Raw genomic sequence first — 20,973 nt, 5'->3', positions numbered from 1 at the left:
GGATTAGCCTCCAATCACCCAGCGGGCCCAGAACCCACCGAGGACTTCGAATTTAGCGAGGAACGACACCAGAACGACCCAAGCCAGAGACATCGGCAGGAACACTTTCCAGCCCAGACGCATCAGTTGGTCGTAACGGTAACGAGGAGTGATGGCCTTAACCATCGCGAAGATGAAGAAGCAGAATACCATTTTAGCGACCATCCAGAGGATGCCATCGGGCAGGAATTCTACGGGCGACAACCAGCCGCCAAGGAACAACAGAGACACCAACGCACACATCAGCACAACAGCGGTCAACTCGCCGATCATGAACAGAAGGAACGGGGTCGAAGAATATTCAACCTGATAACCGGCAACCAGTTCCGATTCCGCCTCGGGAAGGTCGAACGGCGGACGGTTGGTTTCAGCCAATGCCGAGATGAAGAAGAGGAACAACATCGGGAAGTGCGGGATGAAGTACCACGAAAGGATGCCGTAGCCGTCTTGCGCACGAACGATGTCGCCAAAGTTCATGGAACCGGTCGAGATAATCACACCGATAATAATCAGACCGATCGAGACCTCATAAGAGATCATCTGTGCAGCCGAACGTAGCGAGCCGAGGAACGGGTATTTGGAGTTCGACGCCCAACCGCCCATAATCACGCCATAAACTTCGAGCGACGAGATCGCAAAGACGTAGAGGATCGCGACGTTGATGTCAGCGAGGACCCAACCGTCGTTGAACGGGATCACCGCCCACGCGATCACGGCCATCACGAACGAAATCAGTGGCGCGAGGAAGAAGACGAATTTGTCAGCGCCAGCCGGCACGACAATTTCCTTCACGATATATTTGATAAAGTCCGCAAAGGATTGCAGCAGACCAAACGCACCTACGATGTTCGGGCCCTTACGCATCTGCACCGCAGCCCAGACCTTGCGGTCGGCGTACATCAGGAAGGCCAAAGCCACCAGAAGCGGTACCAGAACCAAAAGGCACTGACCCACTGTCAGCAGAAGGATCCCAAGGTTGGTCGTGGTGAAAAATTCAACCATATTCGTCCCCTTACACCGTCGGTATGCCCGATGCGCCGCAATCGGCCACCGTAACTTCGGCGTCTATTGTTCTTAACCCGCGCGGTAGCGCCGGCGAGATGGTGTAAACAGCATCCGCGACCCAAGTTCCAGCCTCTTCATCGACTAGAGTGCGAACGTGTCGTGCAAACCCGTATCCACGGATCAGCGTGTATTGTGCGGCGGCACATCGGGCGTAGCGTTCTACGTCCTCTGGCCCCCTTGCCCCTGTCATTGCAACCTTAAAACCAACAAGGTCGCCGTCTAAGAGCCGTGTTTCGACACCTTTGTAAGTTGGGACCGATGGTCCCTGCCCTGCTCCAGTGTCGTGGGATGCGGTGCACCCCATAAGAGCCAACGCCGATATGACGATGGCTCTCATGTTTTTTTACTCCGCCGCGACCTTGGTCGATTCGGCGCGAGCCTTGGCCGCTGCCGAAAGTTCAGCCATCAATGCAGACGACCGAGCAATCGGGTTGGTCAGGTAGAAATCTTTAACTGCGTTGCGGAAGGTCGCTTTGCCCAGCTTCGCCAAAGGAAGCGGAGCCCAAGCGTTTTCAGCGACAACGTCGATATCAGCCAAATGCGGGACCGCAGCGACCAGTGCCTGACGCAGTTGAGCCAGTGAATCCCACGGAAGGGTTGCGCCCAGCTCTGCGGACAGTGCACGCAGGATCGCCCAGTTCTCTTTTGCTTCACCAGGTGCAAATGCCGCGCGCATTGCGAGCTGCGGACGACCTTCGGTGTTCACAAAGAGACCGTTTTCTTCGGTGTAAGCAGCACCCGGCAGGATGATGTCAGCGCGATGAGCGCCACGGTCGCCATGCGAACCTTGGTAAATCACAAATGCGCCGTCACCGATCTCAACTTCGTCAGCGCCGAGGTTGTAGACAACTTCCGCGCCATCAAGAGCAGCCTCAAGGCCACCTTCGGTCACAGCGTTTACGTCCAGCGCACCAACGCGAGCCGCAGCAGTGTGCAGCACGAGAAGTTTAGCACCGCCCTTTTCAGCAAGCGATTGTGCAACAGCCAGAACAGCCTCACCATCAGCTTCGTTCAATGCGCCCTGACCAACGATAATGACACCATTGGTGCCTTGTTTGTCAGAGTGGTCCATCGCCATCAGCTGTTCAAGCGCTGCGCGATCGGTGCCCACGTGGGTGTAATCGTAAGTCAGATCGACAGCTTCACCCACCAGACCAACGGTTGCGCCACGCAGCCACGCTTTGCGGATACGGGAGTTCAGAACCGGCGCTTCAACACGTGGGTTGGTACCGATCATGAAAATATTATCAGCGTGATCGATGTCTTCGATCAGCGCGGTGCCGACATATGCAGAGCGGTTGCCAGCAGGCAGACGCGCCTTATCGGTACGTGCCTCAACCTTGCCGCCCAGACCTTCGATCAGGGTTTTGAGGCTGAATGCGGATTCGACGTTCGCCAGATCACCAATCAGACCAGCGACTTTCTTGCCCTTCATCGCTGCAGCAACAGCGGTCAGTGCTTCGTCCCAGCCCGCTTTACGCAGCTTGCCGTTCTCACGAATATAAGGTGTATCGAGACGCTGGCGGCTCAGGCCGTCCCAAACGTAACGCGACTTGTCCGAAATCCACTCTTCGTTCACGCCGTCATGGTTGCGCGGCAAAATACGCATGACCTTGCGGCCTTTGGTATCAACGCGAATGTTCGAACCAAGCGCATCCATCACGTCGATGGTTTCGGTCTTGGTCAGTTCCCACGGGCGAGCGGTGAACGAGTAAGGCTTCGAAACCAGAGCACCAACGGGGCAGAGGTCAACGATGTTGCCCTGCATGTTCGAGTCGAGCGTCTGGTTCAGGTACGATGTAATCTCTGCATCTTCGCCACGGCCGGTTTGGCCCATCTGCGTGATACCAGCGACCTCGGTGGTAAAGCGCACGCAGCGGGTGCACGAAATACAACGGGTCATGTGTGTTTCAACGAGAGGACCGAGGTTCAGGTCGTCCGACGCACGCTTGGGTTCGCGGTAGCGCGAGAAGTCGACGCCATAGGCCATCGCCTGATCCTGAAGGTCGCATTCGCCACCTTGGTCACAGATCGGGCAGTCCAGCGGGTGGTTGATCAGGAGAAACTCCATCACACCTTCACGCGCCTTCTTAACCATCGGGCTGTTGGTTTTCACAACAGGCGGCTGACCCTCAGGGCCAGGGCGCAAGTCTTTGACCTGCATCGCACAGGAAGCCGCAGGTTTCGGCGGGCCGCCGACCACCTCAACGAGGCACATGCGGCAGTTGCCCGCGATGGACAAACGCTCGTGATAGCAGAAACGCGGAACTTCAACCCCAGCCTCTTCACAGGCTTGAATCAGGGTCATGGCACCGGGCACTTCTACCTCAATCCCGTCGATGATGATTTTCTTAAGATCGGACATGGCCAGCCTTTTGGTTCTTGTCGCTACGACCCAAAGCTCCGCATGGCACGCACGCAGATGCATACAGTCGCGGCGGTTCTAACGCGGCTTGCCGCGCTATGCCAGCGCGAACGTCACCAAAACTGAGGTAAATTTCAGGTTTTACCGATTTCTTTTAGATCAGCAGCATTGCGGCAAAGATCGGCACAGCGGCGAAAATTGCGATCAAAACAACGAAAACCGCTATGAAAAAGGGGGCTGGGGCCTGTGCGGTGCTTCTGACCGAACAAACGGGGCAATCGACATCGGTTTTGTAAAGGGGAACGCCACAGTCCCCGCAGCACTCTGATTTGAACATAGAATCAACGCAACAGTCGGCCAACGGCGGTTTGCGCATCCATTTCGGACCGTCCAACGACACAATAGGTGTCCCCCTGCCCCGTCACCGCACCCAGATCCGCGAGCTGCGCCCGTGCGATATCTTCGAGCCGAGCCTTCTCGACCTTATCATCGACATAGGCATCTATATCGGCCCGCGAATACCCCAGCTCTTCGGCCCGCGATTTGAGACTGTTCAAGAACAACGCCCCACGCAGCAACCGAACCGAGATGCTGTCGCATTTATCCCCAATCTCAATCGCCATCCCTGCCGCGATAATCCCGTCGCGGATTTCAGCAACGTCCTTGAGAGGCGGCAGAGCCGAGGCTTGGGTTGCCATAAGCGCAAAAGTGAACGGCAAGAGGTAACGCATCTAATATCCGATCTTCCGGCGTTGATCGGTCCGGATCATGTGCGGATAAAAAAGACTTACGCCGCTGCTATTCAATAGCAACGGCGCGTTATCGTGTTTATCGGTCAGTTTTCGCCGTTAACCACGAGCGCGAAGGAAATTAGCAATCTCTGTGCCTTCAGCAATTTCCGCTTGTCCAGCAGGACACCAAGTCGCGCTGTCCGTAATCACGACACTTCGCTCTTGAACCCAGGAAATTACACGCGCTTGTGCCTCTGCTTCAGGAAGATTGCGGACTACGTGTTCGAAATCCTGCGAAGAATATCCACGATCTCGCATTTGTTCCTCAAGGTCGGCGTAATATGTATCCGCCTTGTTCGACAGGAACGTGAACTGTCGCCCGCAATTGCGACTGATGCGCTGCGCTAGAACAACGGGCATTACAGCATCCAACACTTCGATTTCGAGCTGGCTCCGTAGCGCGGACCGATTCCCATTCGCGCCTGCGCGAACACGATCTGTCTGGCTCACCACTGGCGCTGCTTGAGCCGAAGCGGCGACCGTCGTCATTGGTGCTTGAGTTTCAACACACCCAGCCACGACCAAAACAGCAACAAATCCTGCACCAAATAAAGATCTCATAATATCCTCCAATTAAATCTATTGGCGATTTATCACTCTATATTTCACCCATAACAAGCAAGGATTTTCAGCCCATCCGTAACGAAAAAGGCCACCCCGAAGGGTGGCCTCATGAAACTCTGTCAGTCTCGATTATTCTGCTGCGATGGCGCGACCCTTGAGACGTTCTTCGATCTCTGGGCGGAAGTTGCGGATCAGACCTTGGATCGGCCAAGCCGCCGCGTCGCCGAGCGCACAGATAGTGTGGCCTTCAACCTGTTTGGTCACGTCCCAAAGCATGTCGATTTCTTCAACCGATGCATTGCCCTGAACCAGACGTTCCATCACGCGCATCATCCAACCTGTACCCTCACGGCACGGAGTGCACTGACCACAAGATTCGTGTTTGTAGAACTTGGAAAGACGCCAGATCGCTTTCACGATGTCGACCGATTTATCCATGACGATCACCGCCGCAGTACCTAGGCCAGAGCCCAGTTCACCGCGCAGGTAATCGAAGTCCATGATCGCGTCTTTCATCTTTTCGCCGCGAACGCAGGGAACAGACGAACCACCCGGAATAACGGCAAGAAGGTTATCCCAGCCGCCACGGATGCCACCGCAGTGCTTTTCGATCAGCTCTTCGAAGGTGATGCCCATCTCTTCTTCAACAACACAGGGGTTGTTGACGTGACCAGAGATCGCAAAGAGTTTGGTGCCGACGTTGTTCGGACGCCCCATGCCAGAGAACCACGACGCACCACGACGCAAGATGGTCGGGCAAACAGCAATCGATTCAACGTTGTTTACAGTGGTCGGGCATCCGTAGAGACCTGCACCAGCAGGGAACGGCGGCTTCATGCGCGGCATACCCTTTTTACCTTCGAGGCTTTCGAGCAGCGCGGTTTCTTCACCACAGATGTAAGCGCCTGCACCGTGGTGCAGATAAAGATCGAAGTCCCAGCCAGAGCCAGCAGCGTTCTTACCCAGAAGGCCAGCGTCATAAGCTTCGTCAATCGCAGCTTGCAGCGCTTCACGTTCGCGGATGTATTCACCACGAATGTAGATGTAGCAGGCATGTGCATTCATTGCGAAAGACGCAATCAGGCAGCCTTCGATCAGCGTATGCGGATCGTGGCGCATGATTTCACGGTCTTTACAGGTGCCCGGCTCTGATTCGTCGGCGTTAACGACAAGGTAGCTGGGGCGACCATCTGATTCTTTCGGCATGAAGGACCACTTCAAACCGGTGGGGAAGCCCGCGCCACCACGGCCACGCAGACCGGAGGCTTTCATTTCATCAATGATCCAGTCGCGGCCTTTTTTAATAATATCCGCAGTACCATCCCAATGCCCGCGCGCCTTCGCACCAGCGAGGGTGCGGTCGTGCATGCCGTAGAGGTTGGTGAAAATCCGGTCCTGATCCTTGAGCATGGCTCACCTTTCATCACTTCTGGCGTGACCGCCAGATGCCATAAGTCATCCATAAAGCCCAGCCGAATCCGACGAGGGCGATAATATCAAAAAGGGCACGAGTCCGATTGGACAGCCCAAATTGACCTCCGGCCCATGTCGCCACGATCCAAAACACACCCACACCAGCGAGGAACAACGCGGAACGTTGGCCATTTTGAGGTGTCGGTTGTTTCGGATCGTGGGTCATGGTGAGTCAGTTAGTAATCGTTGGTCTTGGCACGTTCAAGGAATGCTTCGATGCCTTCTTCAACAATAATTTTAGCCTGTGCCACCCATTTGTCACGGGTCACACGCCCTTTAAAGCGCGGCATGTTGCTATCCATCCAAGCAACCTCTTCCGCGCTCCAAGCCGCAATTTGGTCGTAGTGATACACGCCGTAGCTGTTTACCAATTCTTCCAATTTCGGGCCGATGCCTTCGATGACCTTCAGGTCGTCCGCTTTGCCACCACGCGGTGCGCTCAGCGCCGCTGGTTTACCCCCGTCGGCAGCTGGAGTAGGTGCCTTCGCAGCAGTAGCCTTTGACTTGGTCGTTTTCGCAGCAGGCTTCGCGGCTTTTTCAGCTTTCGGCGCCGCTTTGGCGGCTGGTTTTGCTGCGGCTTTCTTAGCTGGTTTTGCTGGCTCAGCAGCAGGCGCTTCGTATTTCCAATCGCCCTTCTGAGAGGCGAGTTCTTCTTCGCCAGCGAGAGCTTTGGACGGTTTGATCTGAGCGGCAGGAGCAGCAGGTGCGGCAGCGGGTACCGCGGCAGGAGCTGCAGTCGGTGCGGGTTCAGCAGGTGCCGCAGCAACCGGAGCGGGAGCCTCTGAGGCCGCAGGTGTGGATGATGTAGATGCGCTGCTTGCAGGCGCAGTGGCCTCGCCGCAGAAGAAATACGTCAGGATCAGGCCCGCAATCACAGCCACAACAATCCCTGCAAGAACAGCGAGGAACCATCCCCAGTGTGCAGCAACGCCAAGAATGATGGCTGCAACAACACCAATAATAGCGGCAGCGAGCCAGCTGATCTGCCGACAACCCCAACCTGTATTCGAATTAGTCATAGTCTAAACTCCTTCAACGTCCCATGAGCCTCTCATTTGCTGGAGGCCTCTGTGCCCTTCTAAAGGAAGACTACTCAAATTTGTAAAATTTGATAGCAAATCCACCTCAGATCGCGCCTAAAGTGTAATATTTACACAGTCTAGGCGCGACCTGAGGCGATATTCTTACGATTCAGAGGCGAGTTTCGCAGCCTGAGCCATCCAATCATCACGCTCGATGCGACCCTTAAAGGTCAGACGGGCATCAACCCATGCGACTTCTTGAGCAGTCCATTTCGCGATCTGGTCGTAGTGATAGAAGCCGAGCTCGTTTAACAGCGCCTCGAGCTTCGGACCAACGCCAGAGATCTTCTTGAGGTCGTCTTTACCAGACGCGCGCGGTGCGGTCAGAACTTCCGGCTGTTTTTCGTCAACCGAAGTAACCTCAGCCGCTTTCGCCGGTGCAGCAGCAGGCTTTGCCGCCTTCTCTGCCGGAGCTTTCTTCGCAGCAGGTTTCGTAGCTACTTTTTTGGCAGGTGCTTTTGCAGCGGTCGCGCCAGATTTGATCCACGGTGTCAAAAGCGGAACTTCGGTGCCGTCGATGCGTTTTACTGTGTCACCGATATCAACAGCCAACTGAGCGGAGGCGTTGTACTGGTGCTTACCGCTCTCGTGATCGGTCAGCGAGGTCAGACCCGACAGAGGCTCTGCCGCGTAACGGCCGTTCTGCGGACCCGGTGTCGGAACCTTGCCAGCAGCAAGATCGTCGAGCAGTTTACGCAGGCCATCAGCGGTGAGGTCTTCGTAGTAGTCTTTACCGATCTGAGCCATCGGCGCGTTGGTGCAAGCACCCAGACATTCCACTTCTTCCCAAGTGAATTTGCCATCAGCAGACAGAGTGAACGGCGCTTCGTTGATCTTTTCTTTGCAGACTCCGATCAGGTCTTCAGCACCGCAGATCATGCACGACAGCGTACCGCAGATCTGGATATGAGCGATCGAACCCGTGGGTTGCAGTTGGAACATGAAGTAGAACGATGCCACCTCAAGCGCACGAATGTAGGCCATACCGAGCATATCAGCGACCGTTTCGATTGCTGGACGGGTCAGCCAACCTTCTTGCTCTTGGGCACGCCACAGCAGCGGAATGATCGCTGATGCCTGACGGCCTTCGGGGTACTTTTGAATTTGACCTTCAGCCCATGCAAGGTTCGCAGGGGTAAAAGCAAAGGACGAGGGCTGTTCGTGGTGCAAACGGCGAAGCATCGGCGTCAGGCTCCGGTCTTTTCGGCGGCGCGGTATGCACCAACCTTGGTTTCAATTTCTGCGCGGCGGCTCACTTGCACGCCTCAGTCTGGAGCGACATGCTCCCGTCGGGTTGAAGAACCGCCTGCCCCGACTCATAAAGCGCGGCTACGGCAGCAAATACTTGCTCTTCGGTCAGACCAGAGGCCTGAAAAATCTCATCGCCGTTATCGGCGGTAACCACACAACCTGCGGCCTCAATAGCCTTGGACAGCGCGGCCTTATCAGCCGTAACATCGGCAAACACACTACCGGGCAGACAGGCTAACACAACCAACCCAAAACGCTTCATCAGCGGTCAATCTCCCCGAACACAACGTCCATCGTACCGATGATGGCAGCCACGTCAGCGAGCTGGTGACCAGACGCAATGTGGTCCATTGCCTGCAGGTGCAGATAGCCCGGTGCGCGCAGTTTAGCACGATATGGTTTGTTCGAGCCGTCGGCCTTCAGGTAGACGCCGAATTCGCCTTTCGGAGCTTCAACCGCTGCGTAAACCTCGCCCTCAGGCACGTGGAAGCCTTCGGTGTAAAGTTTGAAGTGGTGGATCAAAGATTCCATGTTGGTCTTCATGTCGCCACGTTTCGGCGGCGTGATCTTACCACGGGCCAGAACGTCGCCCCCTTCAACCCGCAATTTCGCAATCGCTTGTTTGATGATCGACGTCGACTGACGCATCTCTTCCATGCGGACGAGATAGCGGTCGAAACAGTCGCCGTTTTTGCCAACGGGAATTTGGAACTCAAACTCATCATAGCATTCGTAGGGCTGCGCACGACGCAGGTCCCATGCAAGGCCGGAGCCACGCACCATCACGCCCGAGAAGCCCCATTTCTGGATGTCTTCTTCGGTCACAACGCCGATATCAACGTTACGCTGTTTGAAAATACGGTTCTCGGTCAGCAGGCCGTCGATGTCATCGAGAACGTTCGGGAAGTGGTTCGCCCACTCTTCGATATCGTCCAGAAGCGCGTCTGGCAGGTCTTGGTGAACACCGCCGGGACGGAAATATGCTGCGTGCAAACGTGCGCCACAGGCACGTTCGTAGAAAATCATCAGCTTCTCACGCTCTTCAAAGCCCCAGAGCGGCGGTGTCAGCGCACCAACGTCCATAGCCTGCGTTGTGACGTTCAGAAGGTGGTTCAGGACGCGGCCAATCTCGGAATAGAGAACGCGGATCAGCGAAGCACGACGCGGAACTTCAGTGCCGGTCAGACGTTCGATGGCCAAGCACCAAGCGTGTTCTTGGTTCATCGGCGCCACGTAGTCGAGACGGTCGAAATACGGAAGGTTCTGCAGATAGGTGCGGCTTTCCATCAGCTTTTCGGTGCCACGGTGCAGCAGACCGATATGCGGGTCGCAGCGTTCAACAATCTCACCGTCCAGTTCCAGAACCAGACGCAACACGCCGTGAGCCGCAGGGTGCTGCGGGCCGAAGTTGATGTTGAAGTTACGGATCTTCTGTTCGCCCGTCTGAGCGTCCTCGAAGCCTTTGCCACCATCCATCATGCGTATGCCCTCGCAAGGTTATTCTGCCAGTTCAATGGCAGCGGGCCGACGTTTTCGGCGACCCAATCGTATTGATCTTTGAGGAACCGAACAGCATCCGCTGCCAGCCCTGCGTCCATGCGGGCCTTGGCGCCTTCATGGACTTTGCGTTCTTTGTCCGCCGCGATGTGGGTCAGGCCCAGAAACGCGCAAACACGCGCCCAGCCCTCCGCCGTCATCAGGCGTTCGGAAAATTCTACCAGCAACCGCGATGCCGGAACTACGCGGCGCAGTTTTTCGATGGTCGCGCGATAGTCACCGCGTTCAGCGACATCCGCGTGCTTCTGCCCAGCGATCACTTTCGCCATCGCATCATTGGCGCGCGCCTCGAGGTTGGCATCACCATGCTGGCGCGAGACCACCATGCGAATATGGCTCCACAAACGGTCAAGCGGGTCACGGATCAGATAGACAAACTTTGTCATCGGACGCAGCGCAGACATGCGTGTCAGCATCGCCTCATCCAAGAGACCATACGCAGGGGTCATCTCTGCCACCACACGTTTGCCCTCTCCGCCGCTCGACAACCATGCCCAATAGCGAGCATCATCGTCACGTGGGCTCTCCAGCACGTCGACCAGACCAACCATATCGTCGATTTGACGGGTCAGGTTAGCCTCACGGTGCTTGTTGCCATTGCGGCGCACCATTTCGCGGGTCTCGAGCATTTTCGAATGATTGGCAGCGAAGGCCGACAACTGGCCCGCACAGCGTTTCGCGTCGAAGGTATCCCAATAGTGGGCTTCCTTCACGTCGCGTACCAGACACTCCGGATGACCATGCAGCATACGATAAAGCCAGGACGTGCCTGCCTTCGTCGCGCCTACACAGTAAAGGAGGGTCTGATCGGTCATTCGATTACTTCGCCGCTGCCTTGTCGTCACCCGGAAGGATGTATTCAGCACCTTCCCACGGCGACATAAAGTCGAACTGACGATATTCCTGAACCAGTTTAACGGGCTCATAAACAACGCGCTTTTGCGCTTCGTCGTAGCGAACCTCGGTGTAACCAGTGGTAGGGAAGTCCTTGCGCAGCGGATAACCACGGAAACCGTAGTCGGTCAAAATGCGGCGCAGGTCTGGGTGACCCGAGAACAGGATACCAAACATGTCAAAGACTTCACGCTCGAACCAGTTGGCCGAGGGGTGAACTTCAATGATCGACGGAACCATTTCTTCTTCGCGGATCGACACACGCAGACGAATGCGGTGGTTCTGATACATCGACAGGAAGTGGTAAACCACGTCGAACCGTTTTGCGCGGCCCGGATAGTCAACAGCAGTAATATCGACAAGCGACGAAAACTGGCAGGACTGGTCGGTTTTCAGAAACTCGACAAAAGCTACCAATTGCGACGGCGCAACATCGACGTTCAGCTCACCATAGGTGACATCCCAACCGAGAACGGCATCGGACTTCTTCAGCTCGAGTAGAGCGCCAAGTTCCTTTAGTGCTTCGGACATGACAACCCCCTCTTAGCGAACGATAGTGCCGGTGCGGCGGATTTTGCGCTGAAGCTGCAGGATACCGTAGAGCAGAGCTTCTGCTGTCGGAGGGCAGCCCGGAACGTAAACGTCAACCGGAACAATGCGGTCACATCCACGAACAACCGAATAGGAATAGTGGTAGTACCCACCGCCGTTTGCACAGGACCCCATCGAGATCACATAGCGCGGCTCTGGCATCTGGTCGTAAACCTTACGAAGCGCAGGCGCCATTTTGTTGGTCAGCGTGCCCGCAACGATCATCAGGTCCGACTGGCGCGGAGATGCGCGCGGTGCGGTGCCGAAACGTTCGAGGTCGTAACGCGGCATAGAGGTGTGCATCATTTCAACCGCACAGCACGCCAGACCAAAGGTCATCCAGTGCAGCGAACCGGTACGCGCCCAGTTGATGATGTCAGCAGTGGACGTAACAAGGAAACCCTTGTCCTGAAGCTCGCGGTTGATCTCCTGCGTGACAACTTCTTTGTCTACGCCGGCGGTGTTGACGCCAGTCATCACTCCCATTCCAGAGCTCCCTTTTTCCACTCATAGGCAAAGCCGATCGTCAGAACGGCGAGGAATACCATCATCGACCAGAAGCCAACCATGCTCAGATCCTTGAATGCGACGGCCCATGGGAAGAGGAACGCGACTTCGAGGTCGAAGATGATGAAGAGGATCGACACAAGGTAGAACCGAACATCAAATTTCATCCGCGCATCGTCGAAGGCGTTAAAGCCACATTCGTAGGCCGACACTTTTTCTGGGTCAGGGTTCCGCACGGCAACCACCACAGCGGCCAGAACCAGAATCAAGCCGATAGCGATGGCTAGGCCAAGGAACACGATAATGGGGAGGTATTCGCGAAGCATCTCTTCCACGACAGGTCCTTTCCTGCAGGACGGACCTATCACGGTCCGTTCGTTCGACATGGCTTTACCCCTGCCGCGTCAGAGGGTCAACCAAGCGCCGCTATAGTTGACGCTGTTTTTCTCACTCAAAATTCAGGGCCAAATGACAAGGAACTCTTAACACTTTCGAACTAGGGTCGCCCAATCGCCCTTTATTATAGGTATATTGTGTTAAGGCTCCTCATTTTCTTTATGTCACCTCGGTCTGTTCGCCGTGCAATTTTCAACTTGGTTGTTTTACTTGTTCCGCTGAATCTGTTGGCGATTGTGGTTCAGTTCTTTGTTCTTGGCTCCAATGCGATTCCGTTGGTGGATATCGTTCTTTTGACATCAATCGTCGGAACGCCGTTCATGCTGGGTGGGCAATTCATTGGGGCTCGGCAGGTCGCGACCAAGGACCGATTGGTTGAAATGGCGACCACCGATATGCTCACCCGTCTCCCAAATCGTCGCGCCTTTATGGAGCGGGCACGGTCAGCGCTGTCACGCCACAAGGGTGTTATGCTGTTGCTGGACGCGGACCACTTTAAGGACATCAACGACAACTACGGCCATGCGGCGGGCGACCATTGTCTTCAGGTCATGGCCGATCACCTGCAAGGATTGCTGAGGTCGAATGATGTCATTGGCCGTGTCGGAGGCGAAGAGTTCGCGATCTTCCTCCCCGACGTCACGATGGAAACCGCGCGCCAAATCGGACAGCAGATCAGTATGGGCCTGTTGGTCGAAACTGGCACGGGTGCGTCATTGCAGGTCACCGTTTCTGTCGGGGCGGCAACCGTTGGTCCGCATATGACATTGGACGAGGCTCTGCGGGACGCAGACATCGCCCTCTATCGGGCGAAAACTGCAGGCCGTGCACGAATGGAAATCGCGGCTTAACTCTGCCACTGCGGTTTGCGTTTGTCGAAAAAGGCACCGATGCCTTCGACCGCCTCAGAGCTTTCCCAACGCTGCGCGAGGGCCGCAATGGTGTCGTCGATAACCTGATCATTGATCGGCGGCCCCAAACGACGGGCCAGCGCCTTGGCCTCGGCCACCGCACCGGGGGCGCAGGACAGGTAAGGCGCGACCTCGGCCTCAACAGCAGCATCCAGATCATCTGCCGCAACCGACTTTGCAACGATCCCCAGCGTGACGGCCTCATCCGCGCCAAACCGCCGCGACGACATGAACACGCGGCGTGCCATCGCCTCCCCCATCCGAGCAAGGACATAAGGCCCAATGGTCGCGGGGATCAGACCGAGCCGCGTCTCTGTCAAACCAAACAGTGCCGTATCAGCCGCAATCGCAATATCGCAAACGCAGGCCATACCGACCCCGCCACCAAAGGCATTCCCATGCACACGCCCAATCAACGGCTTTGGCATTTCGTTCAGCGCCCTGAGCATATTGGCAAGTCGGCGAGCCTCAACATCGCGTCCCGCCGCATCGGTATCAAACTGCGCTCTCATCCAACCGAGGTCACCGCCCGCACAGAAACTCGCGCCCTCAGCGGCGAGGATCACGACACGCACGGCAGGATCAGCGCCCAAGTTCCGCGCCGCCTCGGTCAGTTCATCCATCATTTGCGCAGATAGTGCGTTGTGCTTTTCCGAGCGAGCCAAGGTCAGCGTCGCGACCCCACGGTCATCAATATCAATGCGGATCGTTTCCATCGCCCTACCCTCGCAGCTTTCGCGCCATGACCCCAGCCCGTGCCAAGGCTGCATGGTCTAACCCCGTCGAATAACCGAGCGCCTCGACACGTTCGACCACCGCTTCGGTCGCGACATTCCCCGGCGCACCGGGCGCATAGGGACATCCGCCCAAACCACCGACAGCCGCATCAAACACCCGAACACCGAGCTCGAGCGACGCCTGAACATTGTCCAAGGCCCGTCCGCCCGTGTCATGGAAATGCCCTGCGACATCAGAAATTGGCATCGTCTCCGCTACCGCTTTGATCACGCGGGTCACGGTCTCTGGTGTCCCTGCCCCGATCGTATCACCCAACGAGACAGGCATAGGTGCCAGACGACGCAACCCTTCGACCGCGCGAACGACGGCTTCTGGCGGGGTCGGTCCGTCAAACGGACAGTCGGTGATGCAAGACACATAGCCCCGCACGGGAACGCCTGCGGATTGCGCAGCCTCCACCACCGGGGCGAGGCGCGACAAGCTTTCCTCGACCGTGCAATTGAGGTTGGCCTTAGAGAACCCTTCGGATGCCGCGATGAAAACAGCGATCTCTCCCGCGTTGCGTGGCAAATTGGCAGAGGCCTGAACGAACCCCTCCCATCCCTTAACATTCGGGACCAAGGTCGCGTAGTTGACATCGTTCGTATAATCGAGAGCGGCCATCACGCGGTCGGTGTCTGCCATCTGCGGCACCCATTTGGGCGACACGAACGACCCGACCTCGATGTCCTTAAGCCCCGCGTCAACCAAGGCTTTGATCAGCGCGACCTTATCGTCGACCGCAATAACAGCTTTTTCGTTCTGCAAACCATCTCGTGGGCCGACCTCATATATGCGGACGTGGGTCATGCACCCTCCGACGGGATCGGTTCAAAGAACGACTGATTATATAGACGCGGTTCCCCTTCCAGCGGGAGTGAGGCACGGAACGCAGGCCGTTCGGTCATCCGCGCCATCCATGACGCCACACGCGGGAACGGGTCGAGCCGAACAAAGCGCTGCGCCATGTAGATCGCCTGCCCGACGCAAATATCCGCCGCGCTGAAATCGGACAGAAGGAAATCGCCCGCCATCCGCTCTTCGATAAAGCCGATGGTTTTCGCGAGCCGCTTGGGCTCCAACTGCGTCAGGATCGGGGACCGCATGTGATCTTCATAGAGCATCACATGCTGTTGAGTGAGGATTGCGCAATGCTGGCTGATCGTCTCTGCGAAATGGATAAGCTGGAGGAACATATTGCGTTCAGGATCGCCAATCGGACGACCCAAGCCAGCTTCAGGGAACTTCTCGCAGAGGATTTCCGCGATTGCGCCCGTTTCGATCAGCACTTCACCGTCGATTTCCAACGCAGGGACTCGGCTGACGGGGTTGATCGCCTTGAATTCATCCGAGCGCAGAGCCTTGCCAAAGTCGTAGCGTTGGATTTCGAACTCGCAGCCGATCTCGTTGAGCTGCCAGAGCGTCCGCATGGAGCGGGTTTCAGCACAGTGGTGTAGACGGATCATGCGACTTCCTCTTCTAGCGCAATGAGCAACGCGCCTGCTTCGACTTGCGACCCTGCCGTGGCGCCGACCGTTGCAATCACACCATCGCGTGGGGCACGAAGGATGTGTTCCATTTTCATAGCCTCTAGCACGGCTAGGCGGTCGCCAGCCTTGACCATTTGGCCCGCTATGACCTCCATCGCACGGAGGAGACCGGGCATCGGGGACAAAATCGCGTCACTTGTTGCTTCTGCGCTGCCACGGTCCAGCGGATCTGGGATCGTGACCTCAAGTACAGGGTCAGCAAAGATCGTAATGCGGTCGCCATGTTTTATGTAGTTGGGTGCGGCCTGATCGTTCAGACGCAAGCCACCGCTCGACCGTCGAACAGCCACGGTGATGTCCCCCACGGCAACCTCGAAACGGTCACCAGAGATAGTCGTGACCTTTACCGCAACCTCATCCCCTTCGACCGACAGCGTGATGGTCTGCGGAACAGGTGCCCAGAGCGTAAACCCTGTTTGTGGTGCGGGGTTCGCATCCAGCCCCATCGCGATCAACGCGGACAAGGCAATCGTCTCGGCCGTAGGTGCCGCACAATGGGTCAGTGCATCGAGGTCACGCTCGATCAGGCCCGTATCGACCTTACCTGCCGCAAAGCCATCATGCCGTGCAAGCGCACCCAAGAACCCGAGGTTGGTGACAGTGCCCGCCACTTCAGTCTCTGCACAGGCGCGGGCCAGTTGGCGCAAAGCGGTGTCACGGTCAGGACCATGCACGATCAGTTTGGCGATCATCGGATCGTACCAAGGGGTGATCGTATCGCCCGCACGCACGCCACTGTCGGCGCGAACATCGTCAGCGAATTGCAAGTGGGCGATACGACCCGTTGCGGGGAGGAAACCCGCTGGAACATCTTCGGCGTAAAGGCGCGCTTCAAACGCGTGCCCCGTGATCGTCAGATCAGATTGCGACATCGGTAGCGGCTCACCCGAGGCGACACGCAATTGCCATTCCACCAGATCAACGCCCGTGATCGCTTCGGTCACAGGGTGTTCGACCTGAAGGCGGGTGTTCATCTCCATGAACCAGAAATCCATCGTCGTGCCATCGACAATGAACTCGACCGTGCCCGCACCGGAATAGTTGATAGCTTCAGCCGCCTTGACCGCAGCGGCCCCCATCCGGTCGCGCAGATCAGGCGTCATGCCCGGTGCGGGCGCCTCCTCGATGACTTTCTGGTGACGACGCTGGAGTGAACAGTCCCGCTCGAACAGATGCACAGCAGAGGTGCCATCACCGAAAACCTGCACCTCAATGTGGCGCGGGCTAAGAATGTATTTCTCGATCAGAACGTCCGCATTGCCGAAAGCTGTCCGCGCCTCGGCCTGCGCAGAGGCCAGCGCCTCGGCAAAGTGGGCTGCGTCATCAACGCGGCGCATCCCTTTACCACCGCCACCTGCGACGGCTTTGATCAGGACGGGATAGCCGATTTCTGCAGCCTGCTGAGCGAGAAAATCTGGCGACTGATCGGCGCCATGATAACCGGGGACCACAGGCACGTTCGCCTTTTCCATCAGCGCCTTAGCGGCGTCCTTTAAACCCATCGCCCGAATAGAGGTGGCCGAAGGTCCAATAAATGTCAGGCCAGCCTTTTCGACTGCCTCAACGAAATCAGGGTTCTCAGATAGGAACCCATATCCAGGATGGATCCCTTGGGCACCCGTTTTCAAGGCGGCCTCGATAATCTGGTCACCGCGCAGGTAACTATCGGCGACAGGCGCTGGCCCCAGACGCACGGCTTCGTCCGCCATGGCGACATGCAGCGCATTCGCGTCGGCATCGGAATAAACCGCAACAGTTTTCACACCCAGCGCCCGCGCTGTGCGGATCACACGGCACGCAATTTCGCCCCGATTGGCAATCAGAATTTTTCCGAACATACCAGCGGGGCCTCCCTACCCCTCGTGTTAGTCCTTCGCGCCGCGAAAACTGCGGAAGCGGTGGCGGTAAATCAGGTTGGGGCGGTCGCCCTCAAACAGATAGAACAGCGACAAACCGCAAAAGATCAGATAGGCCAGCACAACGAAGCCACCCGTCCCGCTCAACTCGGACATGTTTTTCAGCATTCCGCCCGTGACAGCCCCAAAGACCGAGAGCAAAAGCTGTGCCCCCGCCAACATCAGGGAAATCGGCGCCCGCATCACCAACATGATCGCGGTGAGCAGTTGGAGAACGGCCTTGAACAAGGCCAGCCAGTCTCCAAACTGAGCGAACTCAACCAGTTGCAACAGGCCGAAAGCTGCAAAAACGCCAGTGATCAGCCAGAGCGGGAGGTTGAGTTTCCCCTGCGGATGTGCCCGCGCCATTTCTGGCGTGACATGCACCCACTGAGCGCCCGTCTGTTTGTCCATCTTGCCGTATTCGAAACGGCCTTCTTCCGGCATTTTTGCCATGATCGCCCTCACATCCTGAACACGCCGAATGTCGTGTCTTCAATGGAGGCGTTCAACGATGCTGACAACGAAAGTGCAAGCACATCGCGCGTTTTGCGCGGGTCAATGACGCCATCATCCCAGAGCCGCGCCGATGCATAAAGCGGATGCGACTGTTCCTCGAACATGTCCAGAGTTGGCTTCTTGAAGGCCGCTTCTTCGTCTGCCGACCACGTGCCGCCAGCCCGTTCGATCGCATCGCGTTTCACGGTCGCCAACACGCCAGCAGCCTGTTCGCCCCCCATCACCGCGGTGCGCGAATTGGGCCATGACCACAAGAAGTTCGGGCTGTAAGCCCTTCCAGACATGCCATAATTGCCCGCGCCAAACGACCCGCCGACCAACACGGTGATCTTTGGAACCTTGGTCGTTGCAACGGCTGTCACCATCTTTGCACCGTGGCGAGCAATACCTTCGTTTTCGTATTTGCGACCCACCATAAAGCCCGTGATGTTCTGCAAGAAGATCAGCGGGATTTTTCGTTGCGAACACAGTTCGACAAAGTGCGCACCCTTCTGCGCGGCCTCAGAGAACAAAACTCCGTTATTGGCGACGATGCCCACGGGCCAGCCGTCGATATGAGCAAATCCCGTGACCAGCGTTTCGCCAAACCGCGCCTTGAACTCATCGAACCGCGAGCCGTCCACAATCCGCGCGATCACGGCCCGGATGTCATAAGGCGTCTTTAGGTCTGGCGGCACGATGTCTAACAGTTCCTCGGGATCACAAGCAGGCAATTCGGGCGCTTCGCGTTTTACTGTCATCGGGGTCTGACGCGAGGTTGACGCCACAGCTTGACGCACGAGGCACAGCGCATGGGCGTCATCTTCTGCCAGATAATCCGCAACACCAGAGTGGCGCGTATGCACATCACCGCCGCCCAGATCTTCGGAACTGACGACCTCGCCCGTTGCCGCTTTGACCAGTGGCGGACCTGCAAGGAAAATCGTCCCCTGCTCTTTCACGATCACTGACACATCGGACATCGCAGGCACATAGGCGCCACCGGCCGTGCAAGACCCCATGACCGCTGCGATTTGCGGGATACCCGCCGCGGACATATTCGCCTGATTAAAGAAGATCCGGCCAAAGTGGTCACGATCCGGGAACACTTCGTCTTGGTTCGGGAGGTTCGCACCGCCGCTGTCTACGAGGTATACGCAGGGCAGATTGCACTGGGCTGCGATCTCTTGGGCACGAAGGTGCTTTTTCACCGTCATTGGGTAATAGGTGCCGCCTTTGACGGTGGCATCATTGCAGACGATCATACATTCGATCCCGTTCACACGGCCAATACCCGCGATCACACCAGCGCAAGGCGCCGCCCCATCATAGAGCCCATGCGCCGCCGTCGCGCCGATTTCCAGAAACGGAGATCCCGCATCCAAGACATTGGCGACACGTTCACGCGGCAGCATTTTACCGCGTGACACATGGCGTTCCCGTGCCTTTTCCCCGCCGCCTGCCGCAGCCTTTTCAGCAGCATCGGCGATGAGTGCGATCATATCTAGGTGACGCGCACGACCTTCGGGGTTGGGAATGAATGTAGTCGAGAGTTTCACATCGACCCCATCAATTCGCGACCGATCAACATACGACGGATTTCCGAGGTACCCGCGCCGATCTCCATCAGCTTGGCGTCACGGAACAGACGGCTGACAGCGCTGTCGTTCATAAAGCCTGCACCGCCCATCGCCTGGACAGCCTGATGCGCCTGAACCATCGCCTGTTCAGAAGAGTAAAGCACGCAGGCCGCCGCATCCTGACGGGTCACTTGACCACGGTCACAGGCTTTGGCCACTTCATAAACATAGGCACGCGCGGTGTTCAGGGCGGTATACATGTCCGCGATTTTACCCTGCATCAACTGGAAGTTCCCGATGGGCTGACCGAACTGTTTGCGGGTCGCGAGGTAGGGCATGATTTCATCCATACAGGCCGCCATGATACCCGTACCGATGCCTGCCAGAACAACACGTTCATAGTCTAGACCAGACATCAGAACCCGAACGCCCTTGCCCTCTTCGCCGAGAACATTTTCGAAGGGGACCTCGACATCCTCGAACACCAGCTCAGCCGTATTCGATCCACGCATCCCCATTTTGTCAAAGTGCTTAGACGTGCTGAAACCCTTCATCGATTTTTCGACGATAAAGGCGGTGATGCCTTTGGGACCAGCGGCAGGATCGGTCTTGGCGTAGACGACCAGCGTATCCGCATCTGGACCGTTGGTGATCCAATATTTGTTGCCGTTCAGACGGTAATGATCGTTCCGCTTTTCCGCACGCAGCGACATGGACACAACGTCCGAACCAGCGCCCGCTTCGGACATAGCCAGCGCACCGACATGATCGCCAGAGATCAGACCGGGCAGATATTTCTGTTTCTGTTCGTGCGTGCCGTTCAGTTTGATCTGGTTCACACAGAGGTTCGAGTGCGCGCCGTAGGACAGCGATACCGAAGCCGACGCCCGTGCGATTTCTTCGACCACGATGGTGTGGGCAAGATAGGACAGCTCAGCGCCGCCGTATTCCTCGGGCACGGTGATACCCAAAAGACCAAGGTCGCCCATTTCCTTCCACAGCTCTGCGGGAAATTCGTTGGACTGATCCACATGGGCCGCCATCGGCTTGACCCGATCCTGCGCCCACGAATGGACGGTATCGCGAATGGCCTCGACCTCTTCTCCCAGATCGAATCTCATCGACGCGGTGAACATATGCATTCCTCCCTGCGCTTTATTGAACGCTCGTTCATTTCTAGGCGCAGA

General features: G+C 56.9%; 24 protein-coding genes. 1 reads left to right on the top strand and 23 read right to left on the bottom strand.

The window, feature by feature from the left end; translation table 11 throughout:
* Positions 1–3: 3 nt before the first annotated feature.
* From nuoH to BSK21_RS04645, 16 genes are all read right to left on the bottom strand, one after another.
* Positions 4–1,041, bottom strand: a complete 1,038-nt coding sequence (gene nuoH / locus BSK21_RS04720) for an NADH-quinone oxidoreductase subunit NuoH (protein ID WP_067549197.1) — start codon at positions 1,039–1,041, stop codon at positions 4–6.
* A gap of 10 nt (positions 1,042–1,051) precedes the next feature.
* The gene (locus BSK21_RS04715; RefSeq protein ID WP_231924775.1) at positions 1,052–1,408 is read right to left on the bottom strand and encodes a hypothetical protein; all 357 of its coding nucleotides are present in this window, start codon (positions 1,406–1,408) and stop codon (positions 1,052–1,054) included.
* 39 nt (positions 1,409–1,447) lie between these two features.
* The gene (gene nuoG, locus BSK21_RS04710; protein WP_067549207.1) at positions 1,448–3,469 is read right to left on the bottom strand and encodes an NADH-quinone oxidoreductase subunit NuoG; all 2,022 of its coding nucleotides are present in this window, start codon (positions 3,467–3,469) and stop codon (positions 1,448–1,450) included.
* Between the two features lie 154 nt (positions 3,470–3,623).
* Complete coding sequence (locus BSK21_RS16015; protein ID WP_198039381.1) at positions 3,624–3,806, bottom strand: hypothetical protein; 183 nt, start codon at positions 3,804–3,806, stop codon at positions 3,624–3,626.
* 4 nt (positions 3,807–3,810) lie between these two features.
* Positions 3,811–4,200: a DUF5333 domain-containing protein gene (locus BSK21_RS04700; RefSeq protein ID WP_067549213.1), complete on the bottom strand. Its 390-nt coding sequence runs from the start codon at positions 4,198–4,200 to the stop codon at positions 3,811–3,813.
* A gap of 117 nt (positions 4,201–4,317) precedes the next feature.
* Entirely contained in the window at positions 4,318–4,821 is a 504-nt protein-coding gene (locus BSK21_RS04695; protein WP_067549216.1) for a DUF5333 family protein, read from the bottom strand.
* Between the two features lie 132 nt (positions 4,822–4,953).
* Positions 4,954–6,234 carry an NADH-quinone oxidoreductase subunit NuoF gene (gene nuoF / locus BSK21_RS04690; RefSeq protein WP_067549219.1) on the bottom strand — a complete coding sequence of 427 codons (1,281 nt, stop codon included), beginning with the start codon at positions 6,232–6,234 and terminating at the stop codon, positions 4,954–4,956.
* 13 nt (positions 6,235–6,247) lie between these two features.
* Positions 6,248–6,463, bottom strand: coding sequence for a DUF5337 domain-containing protein (locus tag BSK21_RS04685; RefSeq protein ID WP_067549222.1), 216 nt, complete (start codon positions 6,461–6,463; stop codon positions 6,248–6,250).
* A gap of 10 nt (positions 6,464–6,473) precedes the next feature.
* Positions 6,474–7,316, bottom strand: coding sequence for a hypothetical protein (locus BSK21_RS04680; protein WP_067549224.1), 843 nt, complete (start codon positions 7,314–7,316; stop codon positions 6,474–6,476).
* Between the two features lie 165 nt (positions 7,317–7,481).
* Positions 7,482–8,561 carry an NADH-quinone oxidoreductase subunit NuoE gene (gene nuoE, locus BSK21_RS04675; RefSeq protein WP_067549227.1) on the bottom strand — a complete coding sequence of 360 codons (1,080 nt, stop codon included), beginning with the start codon at positions 8,559–8,561 and terminating at the stop codon, positions 7,482–7,484.
* 70 nt (positions 8,562–8,631) lie between these two features.
* The gene (locus BSK21_RS04670; RefSeq protein WP_067549229.1) at positions 8,632–8,892 is read right to left on the bottom strand and encodes a hypothetical protein; all 261 of its coding nucleotides are present in this window, start codon (positions 8,890–8,892) and stop codon (positions 8,632–8,634) included.
* Positions 8,892–10,106: an NADH-quinone oxidoreductase subunit D gene (locus tag BSK21_RS04665; RefSeq protein WP_197498156.1), complete on the bottom strand. Its 1,215-nt coding sequence runs from the start codon at positions 10,104–10,106 to the stop codon at positions 8,892–8,894. The genes BSK21_RS04670 and BSK21_RS04665 overlap by 1 nt, the downstream gene beginning before the upstream one ends.
* On the bottom strand, positions 10,106–11,002 hold the full coding sequence (locus tag BSK21_RS04660; RefSeq protein WP_067549234.1) for a sulfotransferase: 897 nt from the start codon (positions 11,000–11,002) through the stop codon (positions 10,106–10,108). The genes BSK21_RS04665 and BSK21_RS04660 overlap by 1 nt, the downstream gene beginning before the upstream one ends.
* A 4-nt stretch (positions 11,003–11,006) precedes the next feature.
* Complete coding sequence (locus BSK21_RS04655; RefSeq protein ID WP_067549238.1) at positions 11,007–11,612, bottom strand: NADH-quinone oxidoreductase subunit C; 606 nt, start codon at positions 11,610–11,612, stop codon at positions 11,007–11,009.
* Between the two features lie 12 nt (positions 11,613–11,624).
* A complete protein-coding gene (locus BSK21_RS04650; RefSeq protein ID WP_197498147.1) occupies positions 11,625–12,158 on the bottom strand; it encodes an NADH-quinone oxidoreductase subunit B family protein in 534 nt (177 codons plus the stop codon).
* On the bottom strand, positions 12,149–12,514 hold the full coding sequence (locus tag BSK21_RS04645; RefSeq protein WP_067549241.1) for an NADH-quinone oxidoreductase subunit A: 366 nt from the start codon (positions 12,512–12,514) through the stop codon (positions 12,149–12,151). Before BSK21_RS04645 ends, BSK21_RS04650 begins: the two co-directional genes overlap by 10 nt.
* Before the next feature lie 258 nt (positions 12,515–12,772).
* On the opposite strand from BSK21_RS04645, the gene BSK21_RS04640 reads away from it, so the two are divergent.
* Positions 12,773–13,426 (top strand): GGDEF domain-containing protein, encoded by a 654-nt coding sequence (locus tag BSK21_RS04640; RefSeq protein ID WP_198039380.1) that lies wholly within the window; start codon positions 12,773–12,775, stop codon positions 13,424–13,426.
* Here the strand turns inward: BSK21_RS04640 and BSK21_RS04635 are convergent.
* From BSK21_RS04635 to BSK21_RS04605, 7 genes are read right to left on the bottom strand one after another with little or no spacing between them, the layout of a single operon-like run.
* On the bottom strand, positions 13,423–14,202 hold the full coding sequence (locus BSK21_RS04635; protein WP_067549247.1) for a crotonase/enoyl-CoA hydratase family protein: 780 nt from the start codon (positions 14,200–14,202) through the stop codon (positions 13,423–13,425). The two genes, BSK21_RS04640 and BSK21_RS04635, sit on opposite strands and share 4 nt — an antisense overlap.
* 4 nt (positions 14,203–14,206) lie before the next feature.
* Positions 14,207–15,073: a hydroxymethylglutaryl-CoA lyase gene (locus BSK21_RS04630; protein WP_067549250.1), complete on the bottom strand. Its 867-nt coding sequence runs from the start codon at positions 15,071–15,073 to the stop codon at positions 14,207–14,209.
* Complete coding sequence (locus BSK21_RS04625) at positions 15,070–15,729, bottom strand: glutathione S-transferase family protein (RefSeq protein ID WP_067549253.1); 660 nt, start codon at positions 15,727–15,729, stop codon at positions 15,070–15,072. Before BSK21_RS04625 ends, BSK21_RS04630 begins: the two co-directional genes overlap by 4 nt.
* Positions 15,726–17,651 carry an acetyl/propionyl/methylcrotonyl-CoA carboxylase subunit alpha gene (locus tag BSK21_RS04620; RefSeq protein WP_067549256.1) on the bottom strand — a complete coding sequence of 642 codons (1,926 nt, stop codon included), beginning with the start codon at positions 17,649–17,651 and terminating at the stop codon, positions 15,726–15,728. The genes BSK21_RS04625 and BSK21_RS04620 overlap by 4 nt, the downstream gene beginning before the upstream one ends.
* Positions 17,652–17,678: 27 nt before the next feature.
* Positions 17,679–18,164 (bottom strand): hypothetical protein, encoded by a 486-nt coding sequence (locus tag BSK21_RS04615; RefSeq protein ID WP_067549259.1) that lies wholly within the window; start codon positions 18,162–18,164, stop codon positions 17,679–17,681.
* Positions 18,165–18,172: 8 nt separating this feature from the next.
* A complete protein-coding gene (locus BSK21_RS04610; RefSeq protein WP_067549261.1) occupies positions 18,173–19,765 on the bottom strand; it encodes a carboxyl transferase domain-containing protein in 1,593 nt (530 codons plus the stop codon).
* On the bottom strand, positions 19,762–20,922 hold the full coding sequence (locus BSK21_RS04605; protein WP_067549264.1) for an isovaleryl-CoA dehydrogenase: 1,161 nt from the start codon (positions 20,920–20,922) through the stop codon (positions 19,762–19,764). Before BSK21_RS04605 ends, BSK21_RS04610 begins: the two co-directional genes overlap by 4 nt.
* Positions 20,923–20,973 lie beyond the last annotated feature (51 nt).

This window comes from Marivivens sp. JLT3646 (assembly GCF_001908835.1).
GTDB lineage: Bacteria > Pseudomonadota > Alphaproteobacteria > Rhodobacterales > Rhodobacteraceae > Marivivens > Marivivens geojensis.
Note: the sequence above shows the minus strand (reverse complement) of the source record. Positions and strands in the feature narration are given on the sequence as shown.